Annotated in this window: 15 protein-coding genes; 6 read left to right on the top strand and 9 right to left on the bottom strand. The window is 73.8% G+C overall.

Features of this window, described 5'->3' with window-relative positions:
- Positions 1 to 21 precede the first annotated feature (21 nt).
- Complete coding sequence (locus tag ACLQ29_RS13975; protein WP_425771997.1) at positions 22 to 537, top strand: SUKH-4 family immunity protein; 516 nt, start codon at positions 22 to 24, stop codon at positions 535 to 537.
- Here ACLQ29_RS13975 and ACLQ29_RS13970 read toward each other — a convergent pair.
- The 6 genes from ACLQ29_RS13970 to ACLQ29_RS13945 all read right to left on the bottom strand — a co-directional run bounded on the left by ACLQ29_RS13970 (position 521) and on the right by ACLQ29_RS13945 (position 8,959).
- Positions 521 to 1,369: a squalene--hopene cyclase gene (locus tag ACLQ29_RS13970; RefSeq protein ID WP_425771996.1), complete on the bottom strand. Its 849-nt coding sequence runs from the start codon at positions 1,367 to 1,369 to the stop codon at positions 521 to 523. The genes ACLQ29_RS13975 and ACLQ29_RS13970 overlap by 17 nt on opposite strands.
- A gap of 85 nt (positions 1,370 to 1,454) precedes the next feature.
- A complete protein-coding gene (gene moeZ, locus ACLQ29_RS13965; RefSeq protein ID WP_425771995.1) occupies positions 1,455 to 2,636 on the bottom strand; it encodes an adenylyltransferase/sulfurtransferase MoeZ in 1,182 nt (393 codons plus the stop codon).
- Between the two features lie 122 nt (positions 2,637 to 2,758).
- Entirely contained in the window at positions 2,759 to 3,592 is an 834-nt protein-coding gene (locus tag ACLQ29_RS13960) for a DUF3152 domain-containing protein (RefSeq protein WP_425771994.1), read from the bottom strand.
- A gap of 89 nt (positions 3,593 to 3,681) precedes the next feature.
- Positions 3,682 to 4,536: a DUF3152 domain-containing protein gene (locus tag ACLQ29_RS13955; protein ID WP_425771993.1), complete on the bottom strand. Its 855-nt coding sequence runs from the start codon at positions 4,534 to 4,536 to the stop codon at positions 3,682 to 3,684.
- Between the two features lie 5 nt (positions 4,537 to 4,541).
- Positions 4,542 to 5,516 carry an alpha/beta fold hydrolase gene (locus tag ACLQ29_RS13950; protein WP_425771992.1) on the bottom strand — a complete coding sequence of 325 codons (975 nt, stop codon included), beginning with the start codon at positions 5,514 to 5,516 and terminating at the stop codon, positions 4,542 to 4,544.
- Between the two features lie 23 nt (positions 5,517 to 5,539).
- Positions 5,540 to 8,959: a hypothetical protein gene (locus ACLQ29_RS13945; protein WP_425771991.1), complete on the bottom strand. Its 3,420-nt coding sequence runs from the start codon at positions 8,957 to 8,959 to the stop codon at positions 5,540 to 5,542.
- Positions 8,960 to 9,108: 149 nt separating this feature from the next.
- On the opposite strand from ACLQ29_RS13945, the gene ACLQ29_RS13940 reads away from it, so the two are divergent.
- The 4 genes from ACLQ29_RS13940 to ACLQ29_RS13925 all read left to right on the top strand — a co-directional run bounded on the left by ACLQ29_RS13940 (position 9,109) and on the right by ACLQ29_RS13925 (position 13,508).
- A complete protein-coding gene (locus tag ACLQ29_RS13940; RefSeq protein WP_110563158.1) occupies positions 9,109 to 9,747 on the top strand; it encodes a TetR/AcrR family transcriptional regulator in 639 nt (212 codons plus the stop codon).
- A 64-nt stretch (positions 9,748 to 9,811) separates the two neighbouring features.
- A complete protein-coding gene (locus ACLQ29_RS13935; protein WP_393370091.1) occupies positions 9,812 to 10,039 on the top strand; it encodes a DUF3107 domain-containing protein in 228 nt (75 codons plus the stop codon).
- A gap of 501 nt (positions 10,040 to 10,540) precedes the next feature.
- Positions 10,541 to 12,244, top strand: coding sequence for a DEAD/DEAH box helicase (locus tag ACLQ29_RS13930; RefSeq protein WP_425771990.1), 1,704 nt, complete (start codon positions 10,541 to 10,543; stop codon positions 12,242 to 12,244).
- Positions 12,245 to 12,332: 88 nt separating this feature from the next.
- Complete coding sequence (locus ACLQ29_RS13925) at positions 12,333 to 13,508, top strand: class I SAM-dependent methyltransferase (RefSeq protein WP_425771989.1); 1,176 nt, start codon at positions 12,333 to 12,335, stop codon at positions 13,506 to 13,508.
- 38 nt (positions 13,509 to 13,546) lie between these two features.
- Here ACLQ29_RS13925 and ACLQ29_RS13920 read toward each other — a convergent pair whose 3' ends face one another.
- On the bottom strand, positions 13,547 to 14,002 hold the full coding sequence (locus ACLQ29_RS13920; RefSeq protein WP_425771988.1) for a hypothetical protein: 456 nt from the start codon (positions 14,000 to 14,002) through the stop codon (positions 13,547 to 13,549).
- Positions 14,003 to 14,248: 246 nt separating this feature from the next.
- Here ACLQ29_RS13920 and ACLQ29_RS13915 point away from each other — a divergent pair, with 246 nt between their 5' ends.
- Positions 14,249 to 14,665, top strand: a complete 417-nt coding sequence (locus ACLQ29_RS13915; RefSeq protein ID WP_425771987.1) for a helix-turn-helix domain-containing protein — start codon at positions 14,249 to 14,251, stop codon at positions 14,663 to 14,665.
- A 281-nt stretch (positions 14,666 to 14,946) separates the two neighbouring features.
- Here ACLQ29_RS13915 and ACLQ29_RS13910 read toward each other — a convergent pair whose 3' ends face one another.
- Both ACLQ29_RS13910 and ACLQ29_RS13905 read right to left on the bottom strand, forming a co-directional pair.
- On the bottom strand, positions 14,947 to 16,005 hold the full coding sequence (locus ACLQ29_RS13910) for a hypothetical protein (RefSeq protein WP_425771986.1): 1,059 nt from the start codon (positions 16,003 to 16,005) through the stop codon (positions 14,947 to 14,949).
- A gap of 133 nt (positions 16,006 to 16,138) precedes the next feature.
- Entirely contained in the window at positions 16,139 to 18,259 is a 2,121-nt protein-coding gene (locus ACLQ29_RS13905; RefSeq protein WP_425771985.1) for a RecQ family ATP-dependent DNA helicase, read from the bottom strand.
- Positions 18,260 to 18,307 lie beyond the last annotated feature (48 nt).

The raw sequence follows: 18,307 nt of genomic DNA, 5'->3' as shown, positions 1-18,307 counted from the left end.
CTGTGACCACGAAGGATCGTCATGGCCGCTGACCCTCGGTTCCGTGCCCTGTGGCACGAGGACGAGCTCATCCCGTACCCGCGTGAGGCGTGGCTGGACGGGGGCCTCGGCCCCGACCTGCTCCCCGCCGGTGACGAGATCCCGCTCGACGTGGCGGTCGTCTACACGGCCTTCCTCGAAGACGACATCGAGCTGTACGACACCATGCAGCTGAGCACCGAGGACGGTTCGCTCGACATCCGGCTGATCGTGGTGGGCGCGGTCGCCGACAACCCCGACCTGCTCTACGTGCTGGACCCACGCAACGGTGAGATCCTCCAGTTCGATCTGAACCAGAAGGACATCCAGGGCGTCAACAGCAGCTTCCGCACGTTCGTCGAGTTCCTCTACCAGTTCGCGCTCTTCGTCGAGGCGGACGAGGGCAAGGCGGGCCGGGCGGAGCGGGCCGAGACGCTGCGGACGGTGTTGGAGAGCATCGATCCGGCCGCCTTCGCCCCGGACGGCTGGTGGCCGCTTGTGATCAGCCAGTTGACGTGACCGGCTGACAGGCCCGGATCGCCCGCAGCGTGGTGTGCACGTCGAACTGGTGACCGTCGTCGCTGTCCCAGCCGCCGTCGCTGCGCTGGGTCCTGGTGAGCCGCTCACGGGCCGCGACAAGCAACCAGTGCTCCTCGCCCATGTCGACCCGGCGTAGCGTCCCCGCCAGCCAGGCCACGTCCGCCGGGGACAGCTGGGGAATTCGCTCGGCGAGCACCGACTGGATCAGCGCCGACTCGTAGTACATCTCCTGCCGGTGCAGCACGGCCGCGCTCAGCCAACCGGCGGGCACGAAGGAGGGCCACCGGCCGTCCGGGGCGAGCTGCGCGGCGAGCGCCTGCGCGGCGGCCTGCACCACCCCGGCGTACGACCCGCCGACCCGGTGGTCCAGCGGCCCGGCGGCCCGGGCGTCCAGCCCGCCCACGCTGAGCCAGAAGCCGGCGTTGGCGGTGAGGTAGAGGCGGGCCTCCGGGTCGCCGGGCCGGGCCCACTCCGGGGCGAGGTCGGCCAGCGACGGGTCCTCGTCCCAGCCACCGTCGGGCAGCTGGGAGGCGGCGAGCCAGTCCAACGCGTGCCGGGCTGCCGGGCGGCCGAGGGCACCGAGGTCGTCCAGCTCGGCCAGGCGGAAGCAGGTCGCGTCGACGGAGCCGACGGCACCGTCCAGGACGGCTGGCCAGCCGCCGTCGGGAGTCTGCCCGGCCTCGGCGGCGTCGAGCACCCGGTCCGGCACCGGCGCACCGGTGCGCAGCCGGGAGAGACGCGCACGGTCGACCGCGTCCCCGTGCGCCACGACGAAGCCGATAGCGGCGTCCATGTCCACCACGGCGGTCACGCTACCTGCGTGAAGGTCGTCGCGCCTCGGGGAATCGGCCGAGGCCGGGGCGGGTGAGTGGCCCGCCGCCGGCCCCGGTCGTCGTTCAGTACGCGGGCAGCGAGGGATCGATCTGCTTGATCCAGGAGAGCACGCCGCCCTGCACGTGCACGGCGTCGCGGAAACCGGCCGCCTTGACCGCGGCGAGGGCCTCCGCCGAGCGGACGCCGGACTTGCAGTGCAGCACGATCTGCTTGTCCTGCGGGAGCTTCGCCAGCGCCTCGCCGGAGATGATGTCGCCCTTGGGGATCAGGGTGGCGCCCGGGATTCGGACGATCTCGTACTCGGCGGGCTCCCGTACGTCGACCAGGAAGATGTCCTTGCCGGCGTCCTGCCACTCCTTGAGCTCGAGCGCGGTGATCGTCGCGTCGAGCGTCGCCTCCTGGGCCTCCTCGGAGACCGCGCCGCAGAAGTCCTCGTAGTCTTCCAGCAGGTCGGTGACCGTCGGGTTGTCACCGCAGAGCGCGCAGTTCGGGTCCTTCCGGACCTTGATCTTGCGGTATTCCATCTCCAGGGCGTCGTAGACCATCAGGCGGCCGACAAGCGGCTCACCGATGCCGGTCAGCAGCTTGATCGCCTCGTTCACCTGGATGGAGCCGATCGACGCGCAGAGCACACCGAGCACGCCGCCCTCGGCGCAGGAGGGGACCATGCCGGGCGGTGGCGGCTCCGGGTAGAGGCAGCGGTAGCACGGGCCGTGCTCGGCCCAGAACACCGACGCCTGGCCGTCGAAGCGGTAGATCGAGCCCCAGACGTACGGCTTGCCGAGCAGCACCGCCGCGTCGTTGACCATGTAACGGGTGGCGAAGTTGTCGGTGCCGTCGACGATCAGGTCGTACTGGGCGAAGATCTCCCGGACGTTCTCCCGGTCCAGCGCGGTGTTGTGGATCTCCACCTGGACCAGGGGGTTGATCTCGCGGATCGACGCGGCGGCGGACTCGGCCTTGGACCGGCCGATGTCGGACACGCCGTGGATGATCTGACGCTGAAGGTTGGACTCGTCGACGGTGTCGAAATCGATGATGCCGAGCGTGCCGACTCCGGCCGCGGCAAGGTACAGGAGGGCGGGCGAGCCGAGGCCACCAGCGCCGACACAGAGCACCCGGGCGTTTTTCAGCCGCTTCTGCCCGGTCACGCCGACATCCGGGATGATCAGATGGCGTGAGTAGCGGCGGATCTCGTCAACTGTCAGCTCGGCGGCGGGTTCGACGAGCGGGGGCAACGACACGGTGGACTCCCCGGGATCGGCGGTGTGAACCGCGCCATTGTCGCTCGCGGAAGCCCCGCTCGGCCATGAGGGACGACACTGGTCCGCGATGCGGGAGCGGGAATAACCGACGACCCGGTCGATCAGGGGACGATGTCACCCGCGTAGCGACGGCCGTCGACGTAGGGCCAGGCGTTCGCGACACAGCCGCGCAGGCCGTACGTCTGCTGCTGCATCACCGGGGCGGGCTCCCCCGGGCCGGGGCAGGCCTCGTGCTCCTCGCCGAACTCGTGGCCCACCTCGTGGTTGATCACGTAGGTGCGGTAGGTGTCCAGCGGGGCACCATAGTCGGGGACCGCCTCCATCCAGCGAGCAAGGTTGATGATGACCTGGCCGGGCAGGCGGCAGGAGGTGTAGCGCTCGGTGGTCAACCCGCCCTCGGCGCACATCCGCTCGGACGTGACAGGGGTGGCCAGGTAGATGGTGAAGTCCGCCGCGCCGGCGTCAGCCACCCGCTGCACCCGCAGCTCGTCCGAGGCGATCCAACTGCGCTTGTCGGTCAGCACCTCGTCCACCTTGGCGGCGAAGGCGGCGGCGTCCTGGCCGGTGCCGCGTTCGACGACCACCCGGTAACGGCGCAGCGGACCGTCCGTGCCGTGCACAGGCGTCGCACCGTCGGCTGCCGTGAAGCGTCCGGCTCCGACCGAGGGGTAGCTGGTGGGTGCCGGGTGCGCGGGCGCCCCACCCCCGTGGCCCATCTCGCCCTGGCTGGTGACGGGAGCGTCGGCCGGCGGCTCGCCGTCCCGGTTGAGCGTCACGCCGATGCCGGCGGCGAGTACGACGACGAGCGCGCCGAGCAGCAGGGCGCGGCGACGCCGCCGGCGCATCCGGACGAGCGTGGGACGCGCGCCTTCGTACGCCGACCGGCCCGGCCGGTCGGGCGGCGAGGGCGGGCCGTAAGGGGACGACGGCGTCATGACGTCGAGCCTGCCAGATTATTCGGGCATATCTCCGTTTTTGCCGTTATTCCGGCAAGACGCCTGATGGTGGGCCGACGGAGTGCCGTTCAGAGGGCGGGGCCGGCGTAGCGGCGTCCGTCGAGGTACGGCCACGGGTTGACCCGGCACCCGTTGAGGAAGAGCGTCTGCTGCATCATCACCGGCGCCGGCCGGCCCGCGCCCGGGCAGCGCTCGTGCCGGTGCCCGAGCTGGTGACCGACCTCGTGGTTGACCACGTACGTCCGGTAGACGTCAAGCGGCACGCGAGCCGAGACGAGGTGCGGCACGGACAGCCGCCACCGATCCAGATTGATGATCACCTGGCCGGGTGCCCGGCAGGAGGTGTACGGCCGCCCCCCGATCCGGATGTCCACCCCGCCGTCGGCACACATCCGACCCGCCGTGCGGGCGGTCGCCAGGTAGACCGTGAAGTCGCGAGGCGCGTCCCCCGGCACCTGCTGCAGCCGTAGCCTGCCGCTGTCGACCCAACTGCCCGGCCCGGCGAGCGCCACCTGGACCGCCTGCGCGAAGTCCGCGGCGACCTCGTCGCTGCCCGACTCCACCGCGACCCGGTACCGCCGCAGCTCACCCGCGCGACCCAGCACCGGGCCGGAACGGGCGTCGTAGCCGAATGTCCCGGTGCCGGCGCTCGGGACCGCACCGGGCACCCGCAGCACCGGCGACGGGCTGGACGCGACCGAGGCGGAGGGCGACGGACCGACCGACGGCGGCAGCGGCGCGGCCACCAGCGGCGGCAGCGTGCCGACCTCGTCGGCGGCCAACCGGTCGGCGCTGGGATGCCCGGCCGGCCCTTCGGCGATCACGATCACCGCCGCGCCGACCGCCACCACCACCGCCACCAGTTGGGCGAGCAGCGCGAGGCGTCGCTGACGGCGACCGGGACGGTGGACTGAGCTGGGCATCCAGGTCAGCCTGCCAGATCGGACCGCCTGGCGGTGTCCTCCGTTTCGGCGAGCAAGCCGACCACCGCCCGGGCGACCAGGCGGGGCACCTCCAACTGCGCCACGTGACCGACGCCGTCGAGCATCATCAACCGGCTGTCCGGGATGACACGGGCGGTCTGCGGAGCGACCCGCACGTCGACAAGGCGATCCTGACGGCCGCCCACCACCAGGGTCGGCGCGCGCACCGCCGCGGCGAGCCGCCACAGCGAACCCGACCCCGGCAGGTACGCCCGCAGGAAGCTGGAGACCAGTCCGCGGAACGTCCGGACGTACGCGGCGGCATAGTGCTCCGCCTCGTAACGCACCCGGATCTCCTCCAGCGCCTCGGCCCGACGCTGGTCGCAGATCCGGCTCAGGTCGGCGACGCACGCCTCCAGCACCTGCTGGGCCATCACCTCGGGGGCGAGCTGGGTGAGGTGCCGGGCGACCAGCCGCTCACCCCGCGGGACGGCGAGCACCGGCAGCATGCGCCCCTGCAACGAGCGACGGAAGTCGAGAAACGGCAGGGCCGGGGAGATCAGGGTGAGGGTACGGACCAGGTCCGGCCGGAGCCCGGCGACCTGCACCGCGACCGCGCCGCCCAGCGAGTTGCCGAACAGGTGCACCGGGCCCCGACCGGAGTGTTCGATCCAGCGGACGACAAGATCCGCGAAGGCCGGGATTGTGTAACGGGGACCCGGCTCACTGCGACCGAAGCCGGGCAGGTCGATGGCCTGACCGTCCAGCCGGTCGGCGAGCAGCCCGGCCAGGTCGGTCCAGTTCTGTGACGACCCGCCCAACCCGTGCACGTACAGCGCGGGTTCCGCGCCAGCGGCGGTGGCCGGGGTGTCCCGCACGTACGTCACCAGGCCGTCGAGGCGGACCTCCCGGCCCGGCCAGGGCGGTGGAACGTGATGATCGGGGAGCAGATGGTCGGGCCAGAGGGTGGCGCTTCTCATCGGTCCAGTCTGCCTCGGACCACTCAGGACAGCAGCGCCTCCAGCCGACGGTTCACGGCCGCCAGGGTCGCCCGGACCACCGCCTGCCGGGGATCGCCGGCGACCAGAGCCGAGCCGGCGAGTTGCTCGACCCAGCCCGCACAGACGAGCAGCACCACCACGGTGGCCACCTCGCAGTTGCCGAACGGCACCACCGCCGCGTGCTCGACGAAGCAGCGCCCCCGCTCGGCGTTGTCGGTGCCCCGCAGCAACTCGTCCACCGCGGCGGCCGCCGCCACCGCGCAGAGCCGCAGCACGTAGCCGTCCACCGCCGGCCCGGTGGCGTACCCGGAGGCGCTGTCACCGTCGGCCAGCAGCCGGACCTCCACGTTCGCGTCCAGCCCGAACGTGCTCACCTGCACATGGTCGATGACCACCCGCGGCCCCGGCACGCCGCCGGTGTCCAGCGGCCGGGACGGCGCCGACTCCGTCGTGGTCACCTGACCACCGGAGTACGACGTGCCGAGCGTGGCCGGGCTGCCGGTCGCCGCGCCGGCCGGCGCGGCCGAGACCGATCCCGGCTCCTCGACAGTGGCGCGACCCCGGTGCGGCGCGTTCGGCCGGCGGCGGCGCGAGGCGTCCGTGCCGGTCCACTGCTCCGGGCCTGCCGGTGTGGCCTCCACCGGGGCGCCCGACGGACGACCCGACGCCGTCGGCTCGGCTGTCCGGATCTCACCGGTACGGGGATCCGGACCACCGTCGCGCGGGGCCGCGCCGGGTGACTCCGCCGTACGCCGCTCGGCAGGTCGGGGCTCGGCCAGGCGTCGGCGCACCGGCGGGGGTGGCGTGCTGGGCAGGCCGGGCACGTTCTGCGGGGCGGCGGCCAGCCCCATCCGTTCCTGCAGCAGCCGGGCCACCTGTCGGCTCACCTCGGCCGGGTCGGCGCCGTCGGCCAGGTCCAGGCGCAGGCTGTGCGCCCCCGCCGCGGTACGGCGCAGCGCCGCGTCACGGACACCGGCGACCTCCCGAACGGCGTCCAGGATGGCGTTGACGTCGAACCCCTCGGGGCGCTCCCGCAGCGGGGCTGGTTCGTCGTCACGGCGGAGGTGGGTCGCGATGCGGGCGAGCTCCGGGGTTTCGGCGGGTGGCTCCACGGCTGGCGGCTCCGGCACGATGGGCACGTCCGGTTCCGCGGGGACGCGCTGCGGCAGCACCACCGCCCTTGGGTCTGGTTGCCTGCCGTCGTCGGCCGGCTCGGTCGACGACGTCGGGTCGGGGGCGGATCGGCGAGCCGCGTAGGGCGAGGTGGAAGCGGCTGCCGGCCGGTCCCGGCGCCCGGACCCGCTCGTGGCGGAGGGCGGGACCGCCCCGGTGGCGGAGAACGCCGTCTCGGCGTTCGTCGGCGCGGTCGCGCGGGGTGCCTCGACGATAGGCGGTTCGGGTGTCGCCGGCCGGAGCCGGAATGGCGCAATCGGACGGGGCGGGCCGGACGTCTCGCCCGCCTCGCCGCCGCCGGCCGCGTTTGTCAGCTGGCTGGCTGGCCAGGACGGGCGCTCGGCGGAGGCGGCGGGGATCCGACCCTCGGACCAGTCCGGCCTCTCGGCCGGGGAGTTGCTCGCTGTCGAACCGCCGACCCACGAGGGGCGCTCCGCCACCAGGGGCGGGCCCGCCGGGGCCGGGGGCGCGTCGGCCAGCGTGGGAGGCGGCCCGGCCGGTGCCGGAGGTGGCGCGTCGGCGGGTGTGGCTCCGGGGACCCAGGAGGGCCGCGACGGCGGGGCGCTCGTCGGCGTCGGGTCGGACCCGCCGGCCCAGGACGGCCGCCCTGGCGTCGGGCTGCTCGGCTCGGGGGCGGACCCGCCGGCCCAGGAGGGGCGTACCGGCGGGACGCTTGTCGCCGCCTCGGACCCACCGGCCCAGGACGGGCGTACCGACGGGGCACTTGTCGGTGTCGGGTCGGACCCGCCGGCCCAGGACGGCCGCACCGGCGGCGCACTTGTCGGCGTCGGATCGGCTCCCCCGGCCCAGGACGGCAGCGCCGGCGCCGAGCTGGCGGGCCCGGGGTCTGACCCCCCGGCCCAGGACGGACGGTCGAGTCGGGGCGCACCGGACCCGGCCCAGGAGGGGCGATCGGCCGGTGGGCCACTTGTCGGCGTCGGACCACCGGCCCAGGACGGACGATCGGCCGGCGGGCCACTTGTCGGCGTCGGACCACCGGCCCAGGACGGGCGCTCGGCGACCGGTGGTGTCTGGCCTGACGACGGCGCGGGCGGCCCACTGGTGGGGGACGCGTCCGCGTCGACAGCCCGGGGCCCGACAGCGGGCGGCGCGGCCCAGGACGGGCGATCGGACGGCGGCGAGCTGATCTGCTCGGTGGGACGCACGGGCGCGGCCTCGGACCCGGACTCACCCCGGTTGACGTCGTACCCGCGGGGCGGATCGGCGCGCACCGGCTCGTACGGGCGGGGCGACTCGGCGCGCACCGGCTCGTACGGCTGCTGGGGCTCGGCGACCCAGCCCGGCGCGGGCTCGTCGCGGGCCGGAGGGCCGGCCGGCTCGTCGTCCGGGCGGGACCAGGGCGGAGCCCATCCGCCGGAACTCGGGCGGTTCCAGTTCGGCCCCGACCAGTCCGGCTCGATGGCCGGCGACTCCCCGGCACGGTGCGTTTCGCCTGGTCGGGAGGTGTCCGGGGCGCGCTGCGGCTCGGCGGCGTCGGCGTGCCCGGGCGGCCCCGGTGGGCGGCCGGGCGCTGCCGGCTGCTCGGGTGCGAGCGGGTCCCGCCAGTCCCGCGGCGCGGCTGGTTCGTCGGCGGCCAGCCGCTCGCTTGTCGGCGCGCGGAAGCCGGGCGGCACCTCGAAGCCCGACGCGGCGGTGCCGACGGGCGGCACCTGCACGGCCGGTGGTGCGGAGGTGGGCAGGCCGGGCTCGGCCCAGCGAGCGCGGTGCCCGGCGGACGGATCGACGGTGGAGCGTGGGGCGCCGCCCCGATCGGGCTCGCCGGCGCCCTGCTCCTGCGGCGGCACGGGGCGTTGGGCGGGCACCACCAGTCGGTCACCGGACGCCTCGGGCCGACCCTCGGCGGGCAGCCCCGGTGGTGCGCTCACCGGCGCGGGGCGGCCGGCGGGTGGTGCGAGGCCGGGATGGCGGACGCCGTTGGCGTCGTCCGGGTGGTGCACACCATTCGTGTGGTGGCCGTTGGCGCGGGTCGGCGGATCGAGGTCAGCCGGCAGCCCGACCAGGGGCGCCGGCAGGTCGCCGTGTCGGCTGGACGAGGTGCGCCAGCCAGCCGCGGGGTCGGGTTGCCAGCGCGGCGCCTCGTCCCGGGCATCCTCGCGATCGGTGGCTCGGGGCCACCCACCCGCCGGGGGCGCCCACCCGCTGACGGAACGGCCCGGGTCGTCGTGCTGACCCGCTCCGTCACCGTGCTCTCCCGGGGTGGCGGCTCCGGGTTGCCCTGTTTCACTCACCGCGCGCTCCTTGGTCGCCCCCGCTGAGGCTACCGTGTGCCGACAGTGGCGATAAGTTACAGCGGCGGGCCATTTCCACGACGGGGGTCACGGGCCTCGCCCGGTCTGGGGGGAAAATGCCGGCTCGTACGGAGAACTCGGAGGATCCCATGACCGCTGCGGGGAACGGTGCACAGACCGCTGGCCGGCCCACCCGCCTGCCCCGCTCCGCGCGCCGTAAGCAGCTTCTGGCTGCGGCGCAGGAGGTGTTCGTCGCGCAGGGCTACCACGCCGCCGCGATGGACGACATCGCCGAGCGGGCCGGGGTCTCCAAGCCGGTGCTCTACCAACACTTTCCGGGGAAGATGGATCTCTACCTGGCACTGTTGGACACGCACTGTGACGCCATCGTCGCTCAGGTGCAAGATGCGATGCGCGGCACCAGCGACAACAAGGAACGCGTCGGCGCGTCGGTGCGGGCGTACTTCGACTTCGTCGACCACGAGAGCGAGGCGTTCCGGCTCGTCTTCGAGTCGGATCTGCGCAACGACCCGGCGGTGCGGCAGCGGGTGGAGCGGGTCGAGCAGGGCTGCATCGCGGCGATCACCGACACCATCATCTCGGACACCGGGGTGAGTCGGGCCCACGCCGAGTTGCTCGCCTCCGGGCTGGTCGGCGCGGCAGAGACGGCCGCGCAGTTCTGGCTGGCCGGTGGACGCCAGGTGCCGAAGGCCGAGGCCGAGGCACTCGTTGCCGCGCTGTCCTGGCGGGGCATCGCGAGCTTCCCGCTGCAAGGTGAGTCAGCCTGACCGCCGACCCCGTGATCGGATAGCCTTTCCAGGGCGGTTCTTTCGCCCCAGTTGAGGAGGCACAGTGGAGGTCAAGATCGGCGTGCAGTACGCGCCGCGTGAGCTGGTAGTGGACAGCGCGCAGTCGCCGGCCGAGATCGAGCAGATCGTGACCGACGCCTTCGCCGGTGACGGCGGCACGCTCTCCCTGACCGACGAGAAGGGCCGGCGGATCATCGTTCCGGTCGAGAAGGTCGCCTACGTCGAGATCGCCGAGGCGTCGTCCCGGGCGGTCGGCTTCACCGTCCGCTGACCGGTCCGGCCATCGCGGCAGGTAGGCGTTCGACCACCTGCCGCGGGCCGGTGCCGGTGCTCGACAGTTCCGGCGGGCAACGACCCTCCGCGCGACGCTGCGCCCGCGAACGGCCGACACCTCGCCCGGCACGGCCCGCTCGGTTCCCGCGCAACGCTCGGATGACGTCGCACCACCCCCGCCCGACCGGGACGCCCGCCGCGCTGTGAAACGCGCGCCGGCGACTCGCGCGGGGTACGCCCCAGCGACACATCTGTGACACAGGTCACAATCCCCGCCCCCGCGTGTCGCCTGGCCGACCGGGAATCGGGACGAAGCCATGCCTGTTCAGGTAGCATGGAGCAGTTGCCGTGGGCGCCGATCTGATCGAAGCTCAGCCCGCGGCGCGCGTGCGGCCCGGTCCGGCTCGGCAATCTGCCGCCGACCGTGTGGCCCGCGTCATACCGAACGCGCCCTGAGGACATGACGGGCGCACCCACGAGAGGGCACCCCCACATCCACATGAGCGACCTGACTCAAGATTTGCTGGACGGCCAGGAACTGGCCCCCACCGCCCCGGTCCGACCGGAGGCCCCCACGTTCGCCGCACTCGGCGCACGCGCCGAGACCGTCGAGGCCCTGGCCTCGGCCGGCATCACCCGCGCCTTCGCCATCCAGGAGTACGCGATCCCGATCGCGCTGCGCGGCGTCGACCTGATCGGTCAGGCGCCCACCGGCACCGGCAAGACCCTCGGCTTCGGCGTTCCTCTGCTGGACCGGGTCTTCGCCCCGGGCGAGGGCAGCGACGGCGTCCCCCAGGCGCTTGTCGTCGTCCCCACCCGCGAGCTGGGCATCCAGGTCGCCAAGGACCTGGCCGCCGCCGGTCGGACGCGCGGCGTCCGGGTGCTGCCGATCTACGGCGGCGTGGCGTACGAGCCGCAGATCGACGCGCTGCGCAAGGGCGTGGAGATCCTGGTCGGCACCCCCGGCCGACTGATGGACCTGCAGAAGCAGAAGCACCTCCGGCTGGACCGGGTGCACGCGCTCGTCCTCGACGAGGCCGACCGGATGCTCGACCTGGGCTTCCTCGACGACGTCGAGAAGATCCTGGCGATGCTCCCGGAAGACCGCCAGACGATGCTCTTCTCGGCCACCATGCCGGACCCGATCGTCACGCTGTCCCGGCGCTTCCTGCGCCAGCCGATGACGATCCACGCCGGGCACACCGCCGAGACCGGCCCGTCGCCGCAGACCCAGCAGTTGGTCTACCGCACCCACTCGATGAACAAGGTCGAGGTGGTGGCGCGCATCCTCCAGGCGGAGGGGCGCAGCCTGACCATGATCTTCACCCGTACCAAGCGGGCCGCCGACCGGGTCGCCGAGGACCTCGACTTCCGCGGCTTCGCGGTCGCCGCGGTGCACGGTGACCTCGGCCAGGGCGCCCGCGAGCGGGCACTGCGCGCCTTCCGGGCCGGCAAGATCGACATCCTGGTCGCCACCGACGTGGCCGCCCGTGGGCTGGACGTCACAGGCGTCACCCACGTCATCAACTACGACTGCCCGGAAGACCAGGACACCTACACCCACCGGATCGGTCGTACCGGCCGGGCCGGCGCGACGGGCGTCGCGGTGACCTTCGTCGACTGGGACGACATGCCGCGCTGGCGGATCATCGACAAGACCCTCGGTCTGGAGATGCCGGAGCCGCCGGAGACGTACCACACGTCGCCGCACCTCTACACCGACCTGCACATCTCCACCGAGGTCAGCGGCACGCTGCCCACCGCCGAGCGCACCCGGGCCGGGCTGTCCGCCGAGATCGAAGAGGATCTGGGTGGCACGACCCGCTCCCGCCGGGGCGACAGCGCTGGCCGGGGTGGCCGACGCGGGGAGAGCCGCGGCGAGGGCGGCCGAGGCGAGGGCCGCGGCGAGCGCCGTGGGCGGGGTGACGGTCGTCGGGACCGGTCCGACTCCGGCACCCCGGCCGTCGCCGAGGCGCCCGTCGCCGACGCGACCGAGGAAGGCACCCGTACCCCCCGCCGCCGGCGTCGCCGCCGTGCCGGCGAGGCGGTCGCGGGCGAGCCGACCGCGGTGATCGCCGCTGACGCCGGCCCCAGCGAGCCGGCCGCAGCGTCCGACGGCGAGCCGTCGAAGCCGCGCCGCCGTCGACGCCGCCGTGGTGGCGGTTCCGACGCGGGTACGCCGGCCGAGGCGACCGCCGACTGACCACCAGCCACACCTGACATCCCCCGCACCGCCTCGCGCGGTACGGGGGATGTTCCCTTCTCCCACCCCACCTGCCGAAGATGGAACGATGCCGGAATCACTGGAAGCCGCCCTGACCGAGGTCCGGGCGTTGCTGCTCGACCCCGCGCTGACCCGGGCGGTTGCCGCCGGACGTCGCCGCGGGCGCCGCCCCACCGTCGCGCGGGCCGAACTGCGGCCGGTGACGCTCAAGGCCGGCCCCCGCATGCAGATCACCACGTCTGACGGCGCTCGCCCGTACACCCGCAACATCGCCTCCGGTCCCGACGCCGCTGCGGCGGTCGACGAACTGCTGGCCGAGCCGTTCGGCAACTGGCACGTCGAGACGACCGCCGCGACGCTGCAACTACGGGTGACCAAGTCCGGTGAGGCGCAGGTGCACCGGGCCGCGACCGCCCGTCCGGCGGCGACACCCGCTGGCAATGACCGGGCCAAGGAATATCTGCTCGACCCCGGTGACCCGATCTTCGCCGAGATCGGCGGCTCGGCGGCCAAGCGCCGCCAGGTGGACGCGTTCCTGCGCGCTCTGGCCGCGACCCTGCCCGACGAGCTGACCGGTTCGCTCCGGGTGGTCGACCTGGGCTGCGGCAACGCCTACCTGACGTTCGCCGCCTACCGCTACCTGACGAGTCGTGGGCTCGACGTCCAGTTGGTCGGCGTGGACGTCCGCGAGGACCAGCGGCGGCGCAACACCGAGCTGGCGCAGCGGCTGGGCTGGGCCGACCGGATCAGCTTCGTGGCCGGCACGATCGCCGACGCCGTCGTCGACCCCGCCCCCGACCTGGTGCTGGCGCTGCACGCCTGCGACACCGCCACCGACGAGGCACTGGCCCGCGCGGTGCGCTGGGAGGCCCGCTGGGTGTTGGCCGCACCGTGCTGCCACCACGACCTGGCCAAGCAACTCCGCGCCCATCCCGCCCCGACCCCGTACGAGTTGCTGACCCGGCAGGGCATCCTGCGCGAGCGCTTCGCGGACGTGCTCACCGACGCGCTGCGGGCCGGACTGCTGCGGGCGCACGGCTACCGGGCCGAGGTGGTGGAGTTCGTGGACTCCCAGCACACGCCCCGCAACCTGCTGATCCGCGCCCGCCGCACCGGCGCCGAGGCGACCGGGCCACAACACGAGGAGTACCGCGAGCTGGTGGACCAGTGGCGGGTCACCCCCCGGCTGGCGACCCTGCTGGCCGCCGACGGACAGCCGACGGATCGGCAGCCCGCGGCGTAGTCGGCGCCCGGGCGGCGTAGTCGGCGCCCGGGCGGCGGCTAGCGACGCCGTTCGCCGCTGCCGCCGCGATCCCGGCCGGTGCGCTCGCCGGCACCACGGTCGAGGACAGTCACCCGCTCACCACCGCTGCGCTGGCCGGCCCATCCGCCATCGGCCGGCGCGGTGGGGAACGGCACCACCTTGCCCACACTCTCGGCGTTGCCGGCAGCCGCGAAGGCGTTCCAGGAGATGTCCACAAGCAGCTTCTTCATCTCCGCGTGCCGGATGGCCGCGTTGTGCTGCAACGCCATCCGGGCGCCCAGCACCACGCCGACAAGCGTGGTGGTGATCGCGCCGGTGGCCGCCAGCACGTGTTGGCCGGTCGCGGAATCGGTGCGGAGCACCAGGACCAGCAACCAGATCCAGAACCCGGCGGCGAAGACGCCAGCCTTGGCGACGAAGAAGAGGCTGACCGCACCGGGCTGGTACGGCTGGGGGCGGCTCGATTCGGCCATGGTGCTCCTCGGCGGTGGTCCGGTCGAACACGGCTGGCATGCGGACGCCACGCCGGGGACGGGCACCGAGCCTAGTAGAAGAACGATGATGATCGCTCAGTGCAATTTTCGTTCTGCACACACGCTGCAGAGAAAGTCTCATCCACGGGACAGTTTGTGCGCTCAGTCAATTGTTTCGGGCCCCGGGCGTACTACCCTCGAAGGCGCATTGTCCCGGTGTTCCGGCAGGGGGAAAGACACACAGGGATGGGATCAGCCGACGTAACACCGCAGATGGCCTTCGCCCGCTTCGTCCGGCGCGCCATTGACGACGCTCGCGACGAACGTGGCTGGACCGTGACCGACCTTGCCGCGCACACAGGTGTGGGTCGGTCCACCGTGTTCCGCTGGCTGGCCGGTGACTGGCAGGACTATCCCGAGTTGGCAAAGGTACGCGGCTTCTGCGCCGCACTGGATCTGCCGGTCGCCGCCGCGTTCCGCGCGCTCGGCCTGCCCGACGCCGGCCCCACGCCCCGCCGACGCCACGACGAAGGCCCGGTCGAGGCCGACGTCCGCGCCATCCTGGACCGACTGGCCGACCCCACGGTCCCCGCCGAGGAAAAGCACCACATCCGCGACCTCCTCCGCTACCTGGCCCGCCGCCCAATCCGCCGCGCCAGCTAACCCACCCGCCCCGCCCCGCCCGGCCCCGCCCCGCCCGGCCCCGCCCCGCCCGGCCCGGCCCGGCCCGGCCCGGCCCGGCCCGGCCCCGTTGATCATGAGGTTATTGCCCCGACACGCCGCGGTAGGTGGCAATAACCTCATGATCAACGGGAGGGGGTGGGCGCGGGGAGGGCGCGGGAGGGGTGGGCGCGGGGAGGGCGCGGGAGGGGTGGGCGCGGGGAGGGCGCGGGAGGGGGGTGGGCGCGGGAGGGGGGTGGGCGCGGGGAGGGGGTGGGGCGGGACTAGGGGACAGTTAGGGTGAATTCGGCCGTATGGACGTCGGCTCCTACCTGGAAGTCGAGGTAGAGGCGGTAACGGCCGGGGCCGGGGGTGGTCAACCAGAACTTGACCTGGCCGTTCACCAGCTCCGGCTCCGGGTGCACGTGCAGGTAACCGAGGTCGCCCTCGCGTAACGCCACCAGGTGCCCGTACGCCCCGAGGTAACGCTCCAGCGGGGCGGCACCGCCGGCCCCGTCGATCCGGAAGGTCAACGGCACGGTCGTCCCGGCCTGCGGGGTGCCCTGATAGCCGACGGTGAACCCGTCCACAGTCGTCGAGGTGGCCGGCGCGGGCAGCGACCGGGGCTGGTAGTCACCGGGCGCGACCAGGTCCGCGCCGAGGGTCACCGCGGTCTGCGCGCCGTTGTCGGCGACCACTGTGAAGTCGGCGTACGCGCGCCAGACACCGGGCTGCGCGAGGGTCAACGGCACCGACCAGGTGCCGTCGGCCGCCATCGTCGGGTGCAGGTGCTGGTAGCCGGTCAGGTCGCGGCGGACGACGATGAGGTGCATCGGCTTGTCGTGTACGACCGCGAAGCGGGTCACCGGCCGGCGCTGCGCGTCCCGCACCTGGAAGCGGAGCTGCCCGGGGCGACCGGCGGCGAACTCGGCAGCCAGGGGGGCCAGGGTGGCCAGGGTGAACCCGGCCGAGCTGACCGCCAGCCCGCCCAGCTCGGTGGCCGCGCCCTGATCGGTGCTCGTGGTGGTGCCGTGGCTGTGCGGCCCGGTGCCCGGGGGGTCGGAGTGCTCGGCGGCCAGGGACGGGCCGCCGGTGGTGGTCCCGGTGGCGTTCACCCGGCCGAGGCCGAAGCCGAGCAGCACCGCAAGCACCAGCCCGCCGACCACCAACGCCAGCCGCAGCGTGCTCCGGTCCGGCGCTGCGGACACCGGGTCAGGCACCACGACCCCGCCGTGCTCCGGGTCGGACCCCACCGCCCCGCCGGAGACCGGCTCGGACACCGCCGCCTCGTCGGGGACCTGGTCAGGCACCACCGGCACGGCGGCGGGGTGCTGGTCGGTCATGCCGCCCACCGTACCGCCGAGTCGGACCACCCCAGGCTGACGCCCGGACGGCGTGGCGACTGTCGCACTCGCCGCGGCCCGGGAACTTTCCCGCACCGACGTGCGCGGAGCGGTCCGCCGGGGTGCCGGCGGGTCAACCGGCCACGGCGAGGGCGAGCGGAAGCACGTCGGGTGCGCCCGCCCGGCGCAGGGCTCGGGCCACCAGGGTCATCGTCCAGCCCGAGTCGACCAGGTCGTCGACGAGCAGCACCGGGCCGTCCAGGCCGGCCACGGCGTCGGCCAGGTCGGCCGGCACGGTGAACGTGTCGTGCAGCGCGCGTACCCGTTGGGCGCTGTTGCCGCGCGGCCCGGCCGGGCCGCCCGGACCGGCCGGGGTGACCTCGCCGAGCAGCGGCAGCCGGCCCACGGCGGCGATCCGCTCGGCCAACGAGCCGACCAGCCGGGGCCGTCGCCGGGAACCGACCGCGACCACCCCCACCGGCCGGCGCGGCCACGGGTCGTCGCCGTGCGCCCACGCCTTCAACACCTCCAGCACCGCGCCGGCGACGTCGTCGGGCACCGGCGCGTCCGGCGCCTCCGGGCCGACGAGATCACGCAGCCGGCCACCCCAGCCCAGGTCGGAGAGGCGCCCGACGGCCCGGCCGGGCAGCGCCTGCTCCGCGGGGGCGATCCGGCCCTTCAGGGGTACGCCCACCGCGTCCAAGCCGGTCGGCCAGAGCTTCTTGGGAGCGATCTCCACGCCGGGTCGGCCCAGGAACGTCTGCGCGGCGGCGAGCGCGGCCGTCGACACGTCGGCGGCGAAGAGCGGGTCGGCGCACCTGTCGCACCTCCCGCAGTCGGCCGCCCCGGTGTCGTCCAGGCACTCCCGTAGATACCGCATCCGGCAGTCGGACGTGGTCGCGTACTCCCGCATGGCCTGTTGCTCGACGGTGCGCGCCTCGGCGACGCGCCGCAACCGGGCCTCGTCGTAGACCCAGGGCTCGCCGGTGGCGAGCCAACCACCGCGCACCCGGCGGACCGCGCCGTCCACGTCGAGCACCTTGAGCATCAGCTCCAGCCGGGCCCGGCGCAGGTCGACGAGGGGTTCGAGGGCCTGGGTGCTGAGCGGGCGGTCGGTGTGCAGGGCGGCCAGCACGGCCCGCACCTGCTGCTCCGGAGGGAACGCCAGCGAGGCGAAGTAGCGCCAGATCGCGGCATCCTCGACGCCGGGCAGCAGTAGCACCTCGGCGTGCTCGACGGCGCGACCGGCGCGGCCGACCTGCTGGTAGTACGCGATCGGCGAGGGCGGCGCGCCCAGGTGGACGACGAAGCCCAGATCGGGTTTGTCGAAGCCCATGCCGAGGGCGCTTGTCGCGACCAACGCCTTGATCTTGTTGTCGAGCAGGTCCTGCTCGGCGGCCCGCCGGTCGGCGTCCTCGACCTGTCCCGTGTACGAGGAGACCGGGTAGCCGCGGGAGCGCAGGAACTCGGCCGTCTCCCCCGCCGCTGCCACGGTCAGCGTGTAGACGATGCCCGAGCCGGGCAGCTGGTCCAGGTGGTCGGCGAGCCACGCCAACCGGTGCGCCGGGCTGGGCAGGTCGAGCACGCCGAGGCGCAGCGACTCGCGGTCCAGCGTCCCGCGCAGGACGAGGGCGTCACCCAACTGCTCCGCCACGTCCTGGGTCACCCGGGTGTTGGCGGTGGCGGTGGTGGCCAGCACGGGCGTGCGCTCGGGCAGCTCGGCGAGGAACGTGCGCAGCCGCCGGTAGTCGGGCCGGAAGTCGTGCCCCCAGTCGGAGACGCAGTGCGCCTCGTCGACCACCAGCAGCCCGGTGGTCGCGGCAAGCTTCGGCAGCACACCGTCGCGGAAGTCCGGGTTGTTGAGCCGCTCCGGGCTGATCAGCAGCACGTCCACCGCACCGGTCTGGATCTCGGCGGTGATCTCGTCCCACTCGTCGAGGTTTGCCGAGTTGATCGTGCGCGCCCGGATGCCGGCCCGCGCGGCCGCCTCGACCTGGTTGCGCATCAACGCCAGCAGCGGAGACACGATGACCGTCGGGCCGTGCTCGCCGCCCTCCCGCAGCAGGGCGGTGGCCACGAAGTAGACAGCCGACTTGCCCCAACCGGTGCGCTGCACGCAGAGCACCCGCCGCCGGTCGACGACCAGGGCTTCGATCGCCCGCCACTGATCCTCACGCAGCCGGGCGTGGTCGCCGGCCAGCCGACGCAGCACCGCCTCGGCCCGCTCCCGTACCGCTGCCCGCTCGTCGCCCATCCGGCATTTCTACCAGCAACGGGAGACATCCCTCCCCGTCGCGCCCTG

The sequence above is a fragment of the Micromonospora sp. DT228 genome (assembly GCF_049841595.1).
Taxonomy (GTDB): domain Bacteria; phylum Actinomycetota; class Actinomycetes; order Mycobacteriales; family Micromonosporaceae; genus Micromonospora.
The sequence above is the reverse complement of the archived record's forward strand: the minus strand, read 5'-3'. Positions and strand labels throughout refer to the sequence as shown.